Annotated in this window: 12 protein-coding genes, 1 pseudogene and 1 CRISPR repeat array; of the genes and pseudogenes, 2 read left to right on the forward strand and 11 right to left on the reverse strand. The window is 70.9% G+C overall.

Features of this window, described 5'->3' with window-relative positions; translation table 11 throughout:
- The first annotated feature begins 28 nt into the window (after positions 1–28).
- Positions 29–850: a CRISPR direct-repeat array (repeat unit 29 nt; unit sequence GGAGCAATCCCCGCGAGCGCGGGGCCGAT).
- A gap of 2,453 nt (positions 851–3,303) precedes the next feature.
- The 4 genes from ACFV6D_RS15915 to ACFV6D_RS15930 form a co-directional block, all read right to left on the reverse strand.
- Positions 3,304–4,593, reverse strand: coding sequence for a cytochrome P450 (locus ACFV6D_RS15915; RefSeq protein WP_380560157.1), 1,290 nt, complete (start codon positions 4,591–4,593; stop codon positions 3,304–3,306).
- A 4-nt stretch (positions 4,594–4,597) separates the two neighbouring features.
- Positions 4,598–5,656 carry a cytochrome P450 gene (locus tag ACFV6D_RS15920; protein ID WP_380560159.1) on the reverse strand — a complete coding sequence of 353 codons (1,059 nt, stop codon included), beginning with the start codon at positions 5,654–5,656 and terminating at the stop codon, positions 4,598–4,600.
- Between the two features lie 134 nt (positions 5,657–5,790).
- The gene (locus ACFV6D_RS15925; RefSeq protein ID WP_224285092.1) at positions 5,791–5,871 is read right to left on the reverse strand and encodes a tryptorubin family RiPP precursor; all 81 of its coding nucleotides are present in this window, start codon (positions 5,869–5,871) and stop codon (positions 5,791–5,793) included.
- 196 nt (positions 5,872–6,067) lie between these two features.
- On the reverse strand, positions 6,068–6,688 hold the full coding sequence (locus ACFV6D_RS15930) for a TetR/AcrR family transcriptional regulator (protein ID WP_063346306.1): 621 nt from the start codon (positions 6,686–6,688) through the stop codon (positions 6,068–6,070).
- 93 nt (positions 6,689–6,781) lie between these two features.
- Between ACFV6D_RS15930 and ACFV6D_RS15935 the strand changes: the two genes are divergently transcribed.
- On the forward strand, positions 6,782–8,263 hold the full coding sequence (locus tag ACFV6D_RS15935) for an MFS transporter (RefSeq protein WP_380560160.1): 1,482 nt from the start codon (positions 6,782–6,784) through the stop codon (positions 8,261–8,263).
- Between the two features lie 377 nt (positions 8,264–8,640).
- On the opposite strand, the gene ACFV6D_RS15940 is transcribed toward ACFV6D_RS15935, so the two are convergent.
- The 7 genes and pseudogenes from ACFV6D_RS15940 to ACFV6D_RS15970 form a co-directional block, all read right to left on the reverse strand.
- Positions 8,641–9,684, reverse strand: coding sequence for a UDP-N-acetylmuramate dehydrogenase (locus ACFV6D_RS15940; RefSeq protein WP_079135385.1), 1,044 nt, complete (start codon positions 9,682–9,684; stop codon positions 8,641–8,643).
- 12 nt (positions 9,685–9,696) lie between these two features.
- Positions 9,697–10,731: a serine hydrolase domain-containing protein gene (locus ACFV6D_RS15945; protein ID WP_380560162.1), complete on the reverse strand. Its 1,035-nt coding sequence runs from the start codon at positions 10,729–10,731 to the stop codon at positions 9,697–9,699.
- A gap of 101 nt (positions 10,732–10,832) precedes the next feature.
- Positions 10,833–12,031, reverse strand: a pseudogene (locus ACFV6D_RS15950) (hypothetical protein); the annotation flags it as partial.
- Positions 12,032–12,033: 2 nt separating this feature from the next.
- Complete coding sequence (locus ACFV6D_RS15955) at positions 12,034–12,747, reverse strand: hypothetical protein (RefSeq protein WP_380560163.1); 714 nt, start codon at positions 12,745–12,747, stop codon at positions 12,034–12,036.
- Between the two features lie 84 nt (positions 12,748–12,831).
- Positions 12,832–13,038 carry a hypothetical protein gene (locus ACFV6D_RS15960; RefSeq protein ID WP_380374294.1) on the reverse strand — a complete coding sequence of 69 codons (207 nt, stop codon included), beginning with the start codon at positions 13,036–13,038 and terminating at the stop codon, positions 12,832–12,834.
- Between the two features lie 102 nt (positions 13,039–13,140).
- The gene (locus tag ACFV6D_RS15965; RefSeq protein ID WP_380560166.1) at positions 13,141–14,562 is read right to left on the reverse strand and encodes a helix-turn-helix domain-containing protein; all 1,422 of its coding nucleotides are present in this window, start codon (positions 14,560–14,562) and stop codon (positions 13,141–13,143) included.
- A 91-nt stretch (positions 14,563–14,653) separates the two neighbouring features.
- On the reverse strand, positions 14,654–15,838 hold the full coding sequence (locus ACFV6D_RS15970; protein ID WP_380560168.1) for a helix-turn-helix domain-containing protein: 1,185 nt from the start codon (positions 15,836–15,838) through the stop codon (positions 14,654–14,656).
- 117 nt (positions 15,839–15,955) lie between these two features.
- Here ACFV6D_RS15970 and ACFV6D_RS15975 point away from each other — a divergent pair, with 117 nt between their 5' ends.
- A complete protein-coding gene (locus ACFV6D_RS15975) occupies positions 15,956–16,504 on the forward strand; it encodes a flavoprotein (protein ID WP_380491403.1) in 549 nt (182 codons plus the stop codon).
- Positions 16,505–16,631: the final 127 nt, after the last annotated feature.

The raw sequence follows: 16,631 nt of genomic DNA on the forward strand, positions 1-16,631 counted from the left end.
CGAGCAGACCGGCGGCTGCGGGGTGAGCAGAGCAATCCCCGCGAGCGCGGGGCCGACGGCAGTGCACCGTGTCCGACCTCGACCGCGGCGGAGCAATCCCCGCGAGCGCGGGGCCGATAGCGCAAACCCGAGCGATGGCCAAGGCTGCGCGGAGCAATCCCCGCGAGCGCGGGGCCGATGAGCCTGTTCGACCTCACCCCGGCTGAGCTTGCGAGCAATCCCCGCGAGCGCGGGGCCGATGAACTTGTCGTCCGGGCCTTTCAGCGCGGCGGGGAGCAATCCCCGCGAGCGCGGGGCCGATGTCACCATGCTGGTGGGGTTGATCGCTGAGACGGAGCAATCCCCGCGAGCGCGGGGCCGATCTACCAGTACGTCACCGAGCAGTCCTTCGACGGGAGCAATCCCCGCGAGCGCGGGGCCGATCTTCACGTGCCCGGGGCTGACACCCAGGCGCAGGAGCAATCCCCGCGAGCGCGGGGCCGATGCAGAGCGGGAGCGGCTGCGCAAGCTCGGAGGGGAGCAATCCCCGCGAGCGCGGGGCCGATCCGACGGCCCGTCTAGGAACACAGAGAGCAGAGGAGCAATCCCCGCGAGCGCGGGGCCGATCGAACCTCCCGCTGCGGATCCAGCCGCTCGCCGGAGCAATCCCCGCGAGCGCGGGGCCGATCGGTCACCCGCCACGTAGTCGCCACCGACCACGGAGCAATCCCCGCGAGCGCGGGGCCGATGCGGTGAGCGGGCCTCCACCGCGCTGGATGGCGGAGCAATCCCCGCGAGCGCGGGGCCGATAGTGGCTTTCGCCGATTTCCGGATCCATCAGAGGAGCAATCCCCGCGAGCGCGGGGCCGATACTTCCTGACCTGCGGTGATTCGTGTCAGGTGCCGTCAGTTGATTCAGTTCGATTAGGTAGGCGGTCTGTGAAGGAGTTCATGCTTCTTCGCGCACGTGGGGAGAGTTGTCAGCGGTGTCTCGCGCTCCCGAAGCGTACTCGTGCGGGAAGGTCTGGGGCGATGTTTGGGGGCGGTTGGCGTTGGTATCCGCCAGAGGTCAGGAGGTGGCTGGGTGGGCGGGGGTGACGCGCTGTTGTCGCAAATGCTGTGTGCCGTGGTGGTGGCGGAGGTCGTTTGGGATCGCTTCCTGCCGCCGGTGACGCCGGGGGGTCTGGATGCTCTCGCTCGGGTCGAGGTGCGGTGCCGAGCGGCAGGTCCGTCGGCAGCCTCCCGCCCGCCAGCTTGCCGCTCGTCGTCCCGGTGCCGCGTTCTGGGGTGTTGTCCGCTGTCCTGGAGGCCGTTCCGGTCGGTGGTGCAGGTGACGATTGCGGGGCGTTGGTAGACGGTTCGGCGAACTCGACGGTGTGGCGGCGGGCGTCGGGCAGCACCGTGGTGAGTTGCCAGTGGCGCGGGCCCGTGTGCCGGTCGAAGGCGGTTGGACACCGTCTTCGACCGGCCCTGGCAGGCTCGTGTCCGCCTTGCTCGCACCCTCGACGAGACCAACTCCCGGTGGTCAATGGTGCGACGGGCTGGTCCCCTGAACCATCCCCGCGAGCGCGGAGCCGACATGAAGCGGTTGTGTATCCGGTGGCAGCCCTTGGAGTAATCCCCGCGAGCGCGGGGCCGACAAGGCGTACGGCTGGCACCGCTGCGGAACGCTGGAGCAATCCCCGCGTGTGCAGGGCCGACCACGCTGACGACCACGAAGCGGACTTCCACCGGGAGCAATCCCCGCGAGCGCGGGGCCGAGCTCTCCCAAGCCGTCCCCTTGGCCTTGTTCGGAGAGTAACTCCCGCGAGCGCGGGGCCGACGTCAGGCGGTCGGCCCGGGTCTCCAGCAGCTTGGAGCAATTCCCAAGATTGTGGGGCCGATAGAGGGTGGCGTGGTGACCGGTGACGGTGGACAGAGCAATCCCCGCAAGCGGGGGGCCGATCTCCAGGACGATGTCCTCGGTGCCCTGAACTGAGAGTAACCCCCCGCGAGCGCGGGGCCGACAACTTGTCCCGGTCCAGGGCCGGCTGACCCACGGAGCGATCCCCGCGAGCGCAGGGCCGACGATGCGGAAAGCGTTCCCGACCAGTAACCCTGAGAGCGATCCCCGCGAGCGCGGGGCCGACCTACCCGGCCGCGGTGTACGAGGACGAGTGGGTGAGCGATCCCCGCGAGCGCGGGGCCGACAGCGCGCGGGCGATTCGCGTGGAGCAATCCCCGCGTGTGCGGGGCCAACGCCCGAAGACCGGCGAGCCAGGTCCCGATCGCGGAGCAATCCCCGCGAGCGCGGGGCCGATGACGGCGAGAGCACGGCGGGCATGGGCTACCTGGAGCAATCCCCGCGGGTGCGGGGCCGATCAGGAGGACCACGCTGCGCTGGCGGCAACCACGGAGCAATCCCCGCGGGTGCGGGTCCGATGTCCCACCGGAGCACCCCGGCCCCGGCCAGCACGAGCAATCCCCGCGGGTGCGGGGCCGATTGGTGGGCGATCGTCACCCACGGGGATTTGACGGAGCAATCCCCGCGGGTGCGGGGCCGATGGGAGATCACAGCAGATGCGGACGGAGAAGGCGGAGCAATCCCCGCGGGTGCGGGGCCGATGCTTTTTGACCTGGGGTGATTAGCGGCCGAGGGGCTTGATTGGTTCAGTTCGATTGGTGGAGGCTCCGTCGAACAGTCGATGTGTTGTTGCCATCTCTCCTTACCCCAAGGCTGGTTGTCGGTGTCGTGGCCTGAGTTCTCGAAGCGTACCTGCACGTGGAGGTTGAGGACCGTTGGCAGTGGTAGCCGTTCGAGGTTAGGGGCTGGTTGAGGGTCAGTCTGTTGCTGTCGTACATGCTGGGGGCGGTAGCAGAGATTGTTCGGGGCCGCCGACTGCCGCCGGTGACGCGGTGGCGTCTGGGTGCTCTTGTGGGCGGTGCAGGTAGGGGGCCGCGTGTGTTCGGCTGGTTGTGCGGGATCGAGGCTGAGGAGGCTGTCCGCCGGGTGGTGTTCATGTGGGACAGGTGCGCGGTGGGCGCTGCTGGGCGAAGCGAAGTGGGGCGGGGGCTGGTCGCCGGTTGCCGCGGAGTGTTGCCGGCCTTGCGGGTAGTTGGCCCCGGGCATGGGGAAGGTCGTAGAGCTTCAGCGCCGCCGCAGTGAGTCCTGGAAGCGGCGCGTGGGAGCACGGCTGTCCGGGGGGAGTTGCCACTTACCGCGGTGGAGACCGTTCTGGTGTGTGGAGTTGGTTCTCGACGGGGTGCGTCGGATGGGCGGGCCCGGACCGAGCAGGTGATGTGCTCGGCCCCCACCGGCCTTGGGCGGGTGGGGGCCGGCGGGCGTCAGTGCAGCAGCACTCGCAGGTTGAGCAGCCCGCGGTGCCTCGGGTTCTCCTGCCACTGCGCGGGTTCGGCCGGTTCGGCCAGGCGTAGGGCGGGGAAGCGGCGCAGCAGTTCGGTGAATGCGACCTCGGCCTGGAGGCGGCCCAGTTGGGCGCCGAGGCAGTGGTGGATGCCGTGGCCGAATGCGAGGTGTCGGGTGGCGTCCGGGCGGGTGATGTCGAAGCGGTCGGGGTCGGTGAAGACGGCCGGGTCGCGGTTGGCGGCGAGCAGGGCGATCTGGACGAACTCGCCGGCCGGGATCGTGGTGCCCGCGATGGTCACCGGCTCGGTCGTGCGGCGCAGCGAGGCGATGCTGAACGGGCTCTCGTAGCGCAGGACTTCCTCGATCGCGCCGGGAAGCAGCGCCGGATCCGCGCGTAGCGCCGCGAGTTGCCCGGGGTGGCGGAGCAGCGCGTGGATGCCGTTGGTGATCAGGTTGACGGTGCTCTGGTGGCCGGCGATCGCGAGCAGGAACGCCATCGAGGTGATCTCGGCCTCGGTCAGCCGGTCGCCGTCCGCCTGGGCGGCGAGGAGTTCGGAGATCAGGTCGTCGCCCGGGTGGGTGCGCTTGTGGTCGACCAGGGCGCGCAGGTAGTCCGCCATGCCTTCGGCGGTCTCCACCGAGACTTCGCCGTCTGCTCCGCCGTCTGCTGCGCCGTCCGCCTCGCCGTCGTCCTCCGGGTCGGCATCGACGGCGTTGCCCCGGACTTGGAGGTTCTCCCGTTCGGCCTGCGGCGCGCCGAACAGTTCGAAGACGACCGCGAGTGGCAGCGGCAGTGCGAACTCGCTGATCAGCTCGACCGGGTCGGGCCCGTCGAGCTGGTCGAGCAGTGCGTTGACGTGGCGCTCGACCATCGGTCGCAGGGTCGCCACCTGCCGCCCGGTGTAGGCCTGTTGGACCAGCTTGCGCAGTCGGGTGTGCTCCGGGGGGTCGGAGTTGAGCATGTGCGTCATCAGGTCGCGGCCCGGGCCGCCCTCGGAGTTCCCGACGTGTCGGGCGAACGCCTCGGTGACGGCCTTCTTGCTCAGCCGGGGGTCGGTGAGGGCGGCCCGGCACTCGGCGTGGCCGGTGACGACCCAGCCTTCGAGTCCGGCCGCGCCGCCGAACCGGACCTTGCGGGCGCCGCCCTCGGTGCGCCAGCGGCGGTACGCGGCGTGCGGGTCGGCGTAGAACTGGCCGTCGGCGAACTCCGGTTCGGCGGTCCTGTGTTCGGCCCCGCTGTGGTCGGCCTGTATATGATCATCGTGCATGTGATCAGTGTGCATCCCGTGGCTTCAGGACGCGGACCTCGCTGACGCCGAGCAGGCCGAGGAGCGGCACCTTGGCGGTCCGCTGCTCGGGGTCGACGACCAGGCCGGCCGTACGGATCTGGTCCAGCAGCAGTTCGGCGAGCGGCATCACCATGTGCCGGCCCCAGCAGCGTTCGGAGGTGTGCCCGAACGGCAGGTAGCCGGGAGTGTTGTCCGGGTCGAGGTGGTCCCAGCGCTCCGGGCGGAACTCGTGCGGGTCCTCCCACAGGGCCGGGTCGCGGTGCGAGAGCAGCGGCAGGACGAGGACGTCGTCGCCGGCGCCGATCCGCGGGTCGATCGCGGGGTACTCGGGCGAGGCGCGGCGCAGGATGTTCCAGGACGGCGGCAGCAGGCGCAGCGACTCGAAGATGATGTTCCGGTTCGGCGTGCTGTCGTCGAACGGCGCGCCGAGCCAGAGCGCGTTCGCGACCAGGGTGGAGATGGTGAAGCAGACCGGTGCGGCGGCTCGGCGGTACATGCCGAGCGCGTACCGGCGGTCCTGGTAGTTGGTCGCCTTCGCGGTGAGCTTGCCGAGTTCGGTGAGGTCGTCGCCGGGCTTGGGCCTGCCGGGCAGTGCGGCGCCGGCCGAGATCACCAACCAGGTGAGCAGGGGCGTCAGTTCGAGGTTGCGGCTCATCAGGATCCGCAGTCGGCGCGGGTCCCGGCCGAGGATGAGGTCGCGCAGGAAGAGGTGTCCGGTGAGCGGCCACGGACCGGACAGGTCGATGTTCGGCGGCAGCGGAGCCTTCAGTGCCTCGCGCACGTCGCTGCCGATCGTCCGCGTCACCGAGGATGCCTCGGTGCGGGTGATCGAACGTCCGTGCAGCGGTTTGAAGGTGGGCCGTTCGATCTCGGTGGCGCGCCGGGCGGCGAGGATCCGGTCGGTGAGCTCGGGCCCGGCGACCCCGATCGTGTCGGGTTCGAGCCGGACGGCGTCCTTGCCCAGATGGTCCTTGAGCAGGGCCTCAAGTCGGGGGGAGAGCACGGTGGTTCGCGAACGGGCGGAGGCGGGGGAGAGGGCCATGTGATGTCTCCGAGACTTTGCCGGGACCGGTCTCCGCCCCCGCCCCGGGCCCGATCTCCCGGCGGAGGCCGCGAGGGGGGGCAGGGGCGGGGGCGGATCAGCTGTTCAGGTACCGGAGGTACCGATCAGCCGGCTTAGTACCAGATGTACCAAGCGCTGGCCTTCAGGCTCTTCTTGGCGAAGGACGCGTCACGGATGGCGAACAGGATCTTCATCTTTGGGTCTCCCTTTCGTTACCAGGTGGCTGAGCGAATGTAAGGCCACTCTGCAGTCGCCCTACAGACGTAGACACGCGGCCGGGTCTCCATCGGGTTCACCTTTGGGGGGAGTTCTTGCCGAGGGAGTTGGGGAGGTGGGGGGTTTGCCGGCGGATTTCCTGATTCGCCCCCCGGCGGCGGGCGATGGACGGTGTCAGTCGCGGGAGCAGTCCGCGCACCGCCGCGGGCGCAGCCCGTCGAGGATGATGCCCAGGTAGCGGCGCCAGTCGGTGACCCCGGCCTGTACGACGTGGCAGAGGCCGATGTAGAGCGGTGACACGTCAGCGACGGTCAGGTCCTCTCGCACCGAGCCCTCGGCCTGGGCGCGCTTGAGCACCTTGTCGGTGAGCTCGTTGAGTTCGGCGATCGCCGCCGCGTCGAACGTGCTGCCGCCGACCATCGCGGTGACCGTCTCCGCGTAGCCCCGGTCCTGTTCCTGCATGATTCCGCAGAACTCCAGGGAGCGGGCGAGGCCGTGCCAGGGGTCGGGGTCGGGGAGCACCTCGTTCCTGAGGAAGTCCAGGGTCTGCTGGAACCGGTGTTCCACGATCGCTTCAGCCAGCGATTCCTTGGTGGGGAAGTGGCGGTACACCGTCCCGACGCCCACCCCGGCCCTGCGGGCGATGTCGCCCATCTGGGCGTCCCGGCCGGACTCGGAGAAGGCGGCTCGGGCGGCGTCGAGCACCTTGAGCCGGTTGCGGGCGGCGTCGGAGCGCAGCTTGCCGCCGGTGGGTGTGCTGGAGCGGGAAGGGGGAGGGGAAGGGGTGTTTGACAAGGGGAACCGCGCCTCCGTATCGTCGCCATCCGGAACCGTGAGTCCGATTCCGGTTACCACTTTAACCCACAGGAGCGTATCCCTCCCATGGCCATGCCTCCCACTTCCTCCTTATCGACCTCGACCTCGACCCCCTCCCCGGATCCGCTCCGCTGGAAGGCGCTCGTCGTCCTGGCCGTCGCCCAGTTGACGGTGGTGCTCGACGCCTCGATCGTGAACGTCGCGCTGCCCTCGATCCAGCGGGACCTGCACTTCGCCGACTCCGACGTCCAGTGGATCGTCAACGCCTACGCACTCGCCTTCGGCGGCTTCCTGCTGCTCGGCGGCCGGACCGCCGATCTGCTCGGACGGCGGCGGGTGTTCATGACCGGACTCGGCCTGTTCGCCGCCACGTCGCTGCTCGGCGGTCTCGCCCCGACCGCGGGCCTGCTGATCGCCGCGCGGGTCGGGCAGGGCCTCGGCGCCGCGATCATCGCGCCAGCCGCCCTGTCCATCGTCACCACGACCTTCACCGAAGGCGCCGAACGCAACAAGGCCCTCGGCATCTGGGGCGCGCTCGCCGGAGCAGGCGGGGCCATCGGCGTGCTGCTCGGCGGTGTGCTCACCCAGTGGGCGGGCTGGGAGTGGGTGATGTTCGTCAACGTGCCGATCTGCGTCGTCGCCGCCGTCCTCACACCGAGGTTCGTCCGCGAGAGCCGCGGCCACGAACGCACCGGCATCGACTTCGCCGGCGCCGCACTGGTCACCGGCGGTCTCAGCGTGCTGGTCTACGCGCTCGTGGACGCCGAGCGGGCGGGCTGGGGCTCGGCCAGGACCATCGGGCTACTGGGCCTCGCGGCCGTCCTGCTGCTGGTCTTCGCCCTGGTCGAACTGCGCCTCGTCAAGCACCCGGTGATGCCGTTGCGGATCTTCCGCAACCGCAACCTCTCCAGCGCCAACGCGGTGTCCCTGCTGGTGGGCGCCGCGCTGCTGTCGATGTTCTTCTTCATCTCCCTCTACCTCCAGCAGGTGCTCGGCTTCTCCGCACTGGAGGCCGGACTGTCCTACCTGCCCTTCTCGGTGGCGAGCATCGTCGCCGCCGGCGCCGCCTCCCAGCTGGTGACCAAGGTCGGGCCCAGGCCCGTCCTCGCCTGCGGTCTGGCGCTCACCGCGGTGGGCCTCCTGCTGTTCACCCGCATCCCCGCCGACGGCACGTTCGCCGGGGACGTGCTCCTGCCCTCGGTGGTCGCGGCGCTCGGGCTCGGGTTCTCGTTCGTGCCCGTGACCATCGTCGCCGTCTCCGGTGTGACACCGCAGGAGTCGGGCCTCGCCTCCGGGCTCATCAACACCACCCAGCAGATCGGCGGCGCGCTCGGGCTCGCCGTGCTCTCCTCGGTGGCCAACGCCCGTATCAGGGAGCTCCTTGAGGGCAAGCAGGCCGGCGGCCCGGCCATGGCCGACGCGATGACGGAGGGCTTCCGGCTCGCGTTCGCCGTCGGAGCGGGCTTCGCCGTGCTCGGCGTGCTGATCACCCTGCTGGCCGTACCCAGGGGCGAACGGACCGCACACGACGACCTTCCGGTCACGCTGGTCTGACGAACGGCGACGTCCGGACTCGCCACGGCGCTCACCCCGCCTCCACGGCCACGGGGTGAGCGCCCTGCGCACTTCCCGTAGCCGGGGGACAACTCCTCAGTCGTGAAGAAGGTCAGCGAAAGGCTGTAGGCCTAAAGCCTGTTCGTCGATCCTTCACCCCGATGGGCAGCAATCCGGCCTGCGACCTCGGTCAACTGGGACACTCGGACGATGTAGCTGACGGTAAGCCTGCTGATCAGATTCCAGCCCTCGGTGGAGGATCGCACTGCCTCATTTCGCGGGCCAAGAGCTGTTCGGCAATGTGCGCTCGGCCAGCCCAGCCACCTTGATCGACCGGCGTGTGGCGGAGGTGGCAAGTAGCTGAGGCCAGCGGGAGATCAGGGGCCGGTGACCCACTGGCCGACGCGCGTCGGCTCGGGCTGGAGGATGATTCCGGTTGCAGCTGCGACCTGGGCGGTGAGGTCAGCGAGCGCCCGGACGAACGCTGCCGCTGTGGCCTCTCCTTGAGCGGTGACCGTGAGGGTCCGGCGTTCCGAGCAGCGCACGCCGTCGGCGACGGCTTGGCCGGGCCGGCAGCCGACATGCTCCAGGAGCCACCCGGCGCTGGCTCGGAGGCCGCCATCGCTGTCCTGGTGGACCGGGCAGCCGCGGTCGGACCAGCGCGTGGCCTGGGCGGTGGTGATTCGAGGGTTGAGGAAGACGGATCCGACCTGCCGGGAGTCCTGGTCGCTCGGGTCGAGGAGGAGGCCGCGCCGACGGCGGTTGGCGAGTACGGCCGCGGTGACCTCCGGAACGGTCGGGCGCGCGCCGACGGGCACGCCGAGCTCGTCCGCGAGCGGCTGGTAGGTGATCGGGGCCGCCGGCGTGTGGGTCAGGTGGAGCGAGGCGGCGAGGATGGTCCAGCGGCCGGGGGTTCGCTTGAAGCGGCTGCTGCGGTAGCGCAGGCGGCAGGACTGGGCCGGGAAGGTCCGCAGGCAGCCCATGCCCCAGTCCCAGACCGTGACGCTGTGGAGGGAGTCTGCGATCTGCTGGCCGTATGCGCCGGCGTTCTGGACCGGCGCGGCGCCGACGGTGCCCGGGATCCCGGCCAGGCACTCGATGCCGGCAAGCCGTTCGGCAGCGGCCCAATGGACGAGGTCGGTGAGCGGGTGGCCGGCCTGGACGGTGACGGCCACCGTGGTGTCGTCGAGCTTCTTGGCGGTGATGCCGCGGGTGTTCATGACCACGACGGTGCCGGGGTGGCCGGCATCCGCCGCGATCACGTTGCTGCCGTGCCCCAGGACGACGGGACCGTTCTGCTCCTGGGCGCTGATCGCACGGGCGGCGTCGAGCCAGTCCGCGGGGTCGGACAGGTTGAGCACGGCGCCGGCGGGCCCGCCGAGCCGGAGGGTGGTCAGCGACGCGAGCGTGGCCTGGGGCACGGCAGGGTCCTCTCAGTCGGCGGCGACGGCCTTGAGCGCGAGGTTGCGGAGCGGGGCGAGCCGGGTGCGGTTGTTCTGGTGGTGGTAGACGGCGTTGGTGCAGATGGCCAGGTAGCGGCCGGTGTCCGGGGCGAGGTAGAGGCTGGTGCCGGTGAAGCCGTGGTGGTAGGCGACCCGGCCGTCGTCGGCGAGGATCCAGGCCAGGCCGCGGTGGAGCCCGGGCTCGATCTCGGCCTTCGGTTCCATGCTGGTGCGGAGCCAGGCACCCAGTCCGTGGCTGGAGGTGTACGCGGTGAGGAGCCGGTCGGCGAAGGTGGCCAGGTCGGCCGGGGTGGTGAAGACGCCGGCGTGGCCGGCGACGCCGCCGAGCAGGGTGGCGTTGTCGTCGTGCGGGATGCCCCACAGCCGCGGGCCGCCGGGGAGGCGCTGCTCGGTCGGGGCGACGTCGGCGGAGCGGCTGACGGGTCCGTAGGCGGTGTGGGTCATGCCGAGGGACTGCCAGAGGTCGGCGGCGAGCTCGTCCAGGCGGCGGCCGTGGAGGTGGGCGAGCGCGAGGCCGAGGAGGATGAACCCGCGGTTGATGTACCGGTGGCCGGCGCCGGGTTCGGCGATCAGCGGTTCGCCGCAGATCAGCTCCGCGAGGGGTTCGGTGCGGCCCCGGTACTGGTCGAGGCGGGTCTCGGGCTGCAGGCCGGAGGTGTGCGCGAGGATCTGCCCGACCGTGACGTTCGCGCTGGGCACCTGGTCCGGCAGGTCGGGCAGCAGGTGCCGCACCGGTGTCTCGGCTGTGATGCCGTCGGTGAGTCCGATCAGCGGCCAGGTGGCCAACACCTTGGTCAGCGACGCGGCGTCGTAGAGCGTGCCCGGGCCGGGCCCGGCGTTCCCGCACTCGGGCGCGATGACGCCGGAGGAGACGAACGCGGGCCGGCCGTTCCGGGCGCCGTGGGCGAGGACGCCGCCGGGCAGGGCGCCGTCGTCGACCAGCAGGTCGAGGCACTGCTGCAGCTCGGCGACGGTGTCGGGGCTCAACGGCTTGGTGCTGGTCACGGCATCTCCTGGTCGATCGTCAGGCTGGCACCGAGCGCGGCGAGTTTGGGCAGCAGGTCGCCGTAGCCGCGCCGGAGGTGGTACATGCCCCGGATCGTAGAGGTGCCCTCGGCCGCCAGCGCGGCGAGCACGAGCGCGGTCGCGGCCCGGATGTCCTCGCCCGCCACGTCAGCGGCGGCGAGCCCGGAGGGCCCCTCGACGGTGATCAGCTGGCCCTCCGCGTTGACGACCGCGCCGAACTTGCGCAGCGCGGCGAGGTGGGTGTCGCGTCGGCTGTAGATCGCTCCTCGATCCGGGACGTTCCGGCGGCCTGGGTGAGGACCGCGGTCAGCTGGGGCTGGACGTCGGTCGGGTAACCCGGGTGGGGGCCGGTGGCCATCTCCGTCGCATGCAGCCCGGCCGGTACGGTGACCGTCGTTCCGCCGCGCTCGGCGGTCAGGAGGATCCCGGTGTCGGCGAAGACCGAGACCAGGCCTGGCGGGAAGCCGCAGGGCGGGAAGGCGTCGAGGTGGACGGTGCCGCCGGTGATCGCGGCGGCGAGCGCCAGTGTGGCGGCCTCCAGCCGGTCGGACGGGACCGGGAAGACGCCGCCGGCGATGTGGTCGGTGCCGGTGACGTGCAGGGCGTCCGCGCCTTGCCAGGTGATGCCGACGCCGGAGCGAGCCAGGAGGTCGGCGGATACGGTGACCTCGGGCTCGATGCTCGGCCCGAGGATGGACGACGTGCCGGGGGTGCGGGCGGCCAGCAGCATCGCGGTGACCGTCGCGCCCAGGCTCGGGCCCCACTTCTTGGTGCTGACGTTGGTGATGAACGGAAGGCGCTTCGTTCCGGTGAAGCGGGCGCGCACGCGGCCCCGGTCGACCTCGGCGTCGGCGCCGGCGGCCTCCATGGCGGCCAGGTGCAGGTCGATGTACCGGGCGCAGAAGGCGTCGCCGCCGGGCAGTGGGAAGGTGACCTTGCCGGAGCGGGCCAGCAGGGCGGCGGCGATGACCGCGGTGGTCCGGATGCACCGTCCGAGGCCGTCGGGGATGACCGGGAAGTAGGAGTCGGCGGGCCGGGTCTCGAACTCGCCCTCGGCGATGGTGGCTCGGGTGCCGGTGCGGTGAAGGATCTCCGCGCATACACCGGTGTCGAGGATCGCGGGGGCGCCGGTGAGGGTGAGCGGCTGGTCGGCGAGGATCGCGGCAGCGTACAGGTGCAGGGCGATGTTCTTGCTGCCCTGGACGGTCGTCGTACCGTGCAGCGGGTGGCCGCCGGTGATCCGGAGGGTGAGCCGGTCGGGGGTCGTGGTGGCGGTCATGGTCACCTTCCCTGGCTTCCGGCGGGGAAGAATCCGCCGATCTGGGTGCGGGGGTAGAGCGTGGAGTGGGCGCCGATGAGGGTGGCGGGCTGGAGCACGGTGCCGGCGGGGACGATCACTCCGTCGCCGATGACCGCGCCGAACTTGGTCTGGCCGGTGGCGACGCGGTGGCCGTCGAGATGGGCGCAGACCTCCTCGGTGGCCGGCTCGACGACCGGGCCGCTGGTGACGCGCAGGCCGGTGGTGGACACGAACGCGCCGATGTTGACCCCCAGGCCGAGGACGGAGTCGCCGACGAAGCTGGTGTGCTTCATGAAGACCCCGCCGGTGAGCAGCGAGCGGGTGATCTCGGCGCCCCAGCCGATCCGGCAGCCGGGACCGATGACGGTGTGGTCCCGGACGCGGGCTCCGGAGTCGATCACCGAGCCGGGGCAGACCAGTACCGGGCCGGTGACGACCGCGCCCTCGGCGATGACGGCGCCGGCCGCCACGGTCACCTCGCCGCGGACGACGGCACCGGGCTCGATGACCCCGGCTCCCTCCGGCAGCTCGATGTCCAACCGTCCGGCCAGCAGGTCGACGATGGCCTTCTTGAGCCCGAAGACGGTCGGACAGCAGCTCAGCAGCCGCGCGACGACGGGGTCGGCGACCTGCTCGGTGTCGATGTAGTACTCGGGGGTGGTGCGGTAGTCGATGCGCGCCAACGCGGCACTCATCGTGGGAGCTTCGGGTAGCCGGTGCATGGCCGGGGCTCCTCTCGGGCGAGCGAGTGGAAGGAGGGGCGGTGATGAGCCAGATGCCTACTGAATGGGCAGGTCCGGGGCAGCGGCGACCGCGGCCTCGGGCCGGGCGTCGACCTGCTGCTGGACGGCGAACCCCAGCAGGACGAGCACGGGCAGGTGCAGGGCAGCCCAGGAGGCGGCCAGGAAGGTGCCGAGCCGGTCACGGTCCTGCGGGGCGGCGAGCCGGGGACCGGCGGGGAACGGCGAGGTGCTGGACGTCGGCATGTGAGAGCCTCCGCAGCGAAGGGACGGGTTGGCTGTCCCAGTGAACTGCCGGCTCGTTGCCGTGATCCGTAGTCGGACTACGGGCCGTAGTCCGACTACGGATCAGATGCCTTGTACGCCTGCGCGGGCGGCGAAGTCGCGAACGCCCGGAAGCCGGCGGTCGTACCGCAGAAGGCCTACGGCGAGGTCGCGGACGGCGCCCCGACGGATCTCCTGAGGGGCCGCCTCCTCGGCGGCGAGCAGTGCCCGGTAGCAGTTCTCGTGCTTGCCCCACTGGTCGAACGCGCGGGCCACGTCCGTGAAGAATCTGGCCTGCCGCTCGGCCGTCGGCAGCGCGCTCGGGTCGATCGTCCTGGCCAGCTCGATCGCCCGGCCGGCGTCTCCGAGCTCGTAGTGGACCGACAGCTCGTGCAGGGCGACACCCTGGATGCCGTCCACCAGGCCGGAGGCCCGGCCTGCGGCCGCGGCGCTGTCTGCGGCCTCCCGGATGAGGGCGTGCGCGTAGGACCGGTCTCCGGACTTGGCCGCGGTGTACGCGGCGGTGGCGTACAGGTCTCCGCGCGTGGCCAGACGGGCGGCCTCGGCCACCGAGGTGTCGGCGAGCAGGTCTTCGGCGGCTACCACCACGATGTCGGTCGCCCGAGCCAGGCTGCCCTGGCGGCGCCACGAGCTGGAGACCATCCGCTGGGCTTCCGCGGTGATCAGCGGATCGCCGCCCAGACGGGCGGCCGTCAGGGCGCGGTCCGAGGTCACGGCCACCAGGTTGTTGTCACCGATCTTGATGGTCAACCTGGTGGCGATGTTGTAGAACCGGGCGACGTTTCGGGCACGTTCCTCCGCCGTACCGGCCATGTCGGCAGCCGCGAGCCGTCCGGGCAGCGCCTGCGCGAGCATGTCGTACCGGGCCGCCTTGAACTCCTGGCGAGAGGACACGAGAGAAGCGGCGACGGACTTCAGGGTCGGCTCGCGACGGGGAGCCGGGGCCCTGCCCGGCCCGTACAGCAGCAGGTCCTCCAGGCCGGACAACGGCGACACCGCCTCCGCGTGCGCGACCTGCTGACCTGCGGCCGGGGTGACGAAGGCGGCAACCGCCAGGGACAGGAACGGGCGGCGTCGCACATCGTCCTCCTCGGCACCGGAAGTCGTCGCCAGCGTAGCCGAGCTGACACGGCGTCGTGGTGGTCTCGGCTTCGTGGCCGCGGGCTGCGGCAAGGCCATCAGCCTGTCGATCTCAACGCCCAGGGTCGAGGCCATCCGCCGTAGGAGCTGCACGTCCTGGACCTGCTGGACGTCCCGCTCGACCTGCGACATCCAGTCCTCGCTGCGGTTGAGCTCCGTCGCCAGGCGCAGCTGCGTCCAGCCCATCTCTGCGCGATGCAGCGAGACGAACCTACCGAACGTGATGCTGCCGTCGGTCACCGTTCCCCCCGGTACTCGTAGTCGGGACCCGCGGGTTGTTCCCGCGCCAGAGGAACCGGGGGCTCCCGGCGGAGCCCATGTGCTGGTGCCGAGCGAGGGAGGCATGCGAAGGCTCCTGTCATGTCGGTGAATCCGTCATGAACAAGGTCGAGCCGCCGCAAGTCCAGAACTCACACAACTCTGTGTCAGTTCGTCGTCACATCCCGATCCAGTAGGCGAAGTTGGACATCGACTCCGGGAGCCGCCGCTGCGCTCGGAGTAGGCCGGCCATCGTCTCGCGCACGGTGGGGCTGTGGCGGGACTGCTGTGGGGCGAGGCGGCGTGCGTCGAGGAGGCGGCGGAAGGCGGCGTCGCCCTTGCCGGTCCACAGGAGGGCTCGGGCGATTTCGGCGTGGTGGTGCGCGGCGCGGCTGGCCGGCCAGGACGCGGGGATCTCGATGCTCCGCGCGACCTGCAAGGCCTCGTGGTAGAGCGCTTGATCGATCAGGCAGCTTGCCCGATGGGCCGCGACGTTGGTCGGACCGAACGACAACCAGAAGACCCCCGGCACCTCACCTGTTCGCCCCGCGATCCTCTCGGCCGTGGCGAGGTTCCCGTCGACCGCCTCCGTGTCGCTACTCCGGGCGGCAAGGACCGCGATTCCAAGGTGTACCTGGCCGGTCACGGCATCCCGCTCGACGCCCGGATCGGCCTGCTCGGCCGCCTGGCGGGCAAGGTCAGCAATGCGGATGCCCGTCCGGTACTGGCCGGCGCGCAGGTAGGCCAGCGCGCGGCTGTACTGCCTGATCGCCGCGGTCACGGCGTCGGACGCCCGCTCCGCCGCCCATCCCATGCGGTCGAGGGAGATCGACGCGAGGTCCTGGAACCCGAGCTTGCTCGCGAGGTCGTAGCCGGAGCGGTACTGCATGGCGAGGGCCTGCCAGAGACGTCGATCACCGCTACTGTGCGCCGCGGTCGTGGTCTCGGTGATCAAGCCGGGCAGTTCTGTCGCCGCGCTCCGCAGATCCGACGCGCGGATCAGGCAGCACACCCTGTCGGTGTGCGCGACGAGCTCTTCGACCGGGCGTGGGGCGACGTCCGGGTCGGCTCCGAGGTCGAAGATGTCGAGGGATTCCCGGATCGGCTGGATCAGCCCGTCGAGCTGGTCGCGCCGCAACTCCTCGATGTACGGGCGTCCTTCGAGATTGGCGACGGGTACGGACAACGCCCTGGCGATGGAGGCGAGGACAGCCGGGCCGGCCTGCCGCTTGCCCTGCTCGATCTGAGCCATGTGGGACGCCGAGATCCGCGCCTTCAGGGCGAGTCCGGTCTGGGTCATGTGCCGGAGCTTGCGGGTCTGCTTGATCCGCTTGCCTACGGTGTCAGGCGTGAAGTCGGTCATGGCGCGTTCCTTGAGGAGTTCGGCCCGGTGGTCCGACGGTAGCGCCAAGTAGTCAGGCGCATCATCGAATTCGGCAGGGTTTGCCGCCGGCCATCCCCACGGGGTTCGATGATTGCCATGTCCACCACGCGCCCGGTCCTGTACCTCTTCGGCTCCGCCGCCCCGCCGGTCCTGAACATGGCGCAGGTCGTGCGCCACGCCCAGTTCAGGGGGTGGGAGGTCGCGCTCGGGCTCACCCCGACCGCGGCGAGCTGGCTCCAGGACGAGCTTCCCAAGCTGAACCGCCTGACCGGCCACCCGGTGAAGTCCACGTACCGTCGGCCGGGCGAGCCGGACGTGCTTCCGCCCGCCGACGCGGTTCTGTTCGCTCCCGCGACGATGAACAGCATCAACAGCCTGGCGCTCGGCCTCACGACCTCCTGGGTCATAGGGTTCGCGGCCGAGGCGATCGGCAAGGGAATCCCGCTGTCGGTGATGCCGTGTACGAACACGGCGCTCACCGGGCACCCTCAGTTCCCCCGGAGCGTCGCCACCCTGCGTGACTCCGGCGTCCGAGTGCTGCTCGGCGAAGGAGGCTTCGTCCCGAACGATCCGGGCCGGGGGAGACCGGAGGCTTACCCGTGGGAGGCCGCACTCGGGGCTGCCGAGGAGTCCATCGGGCGGTGACACCCGGCTGCGGAGCCCGGCCGCCGTGACCGCTGGGGCCGTTGGCCAGAGATTTCTCCCGGCCAACGGCCTTCTGACTCGCGTCGGGACGACAGGGCTTGGACCAACGTGTCCCTCGCCTGCGGCG

Source organism: Kitasatospora sp. NPDC059812 (assembly GCF_042732075.1).
Classification (GTDB): Bacteria; Actinomycetota; Actinomycetes; order Streptomycetales; family Streptomycetaceae; genus Kitasatospora.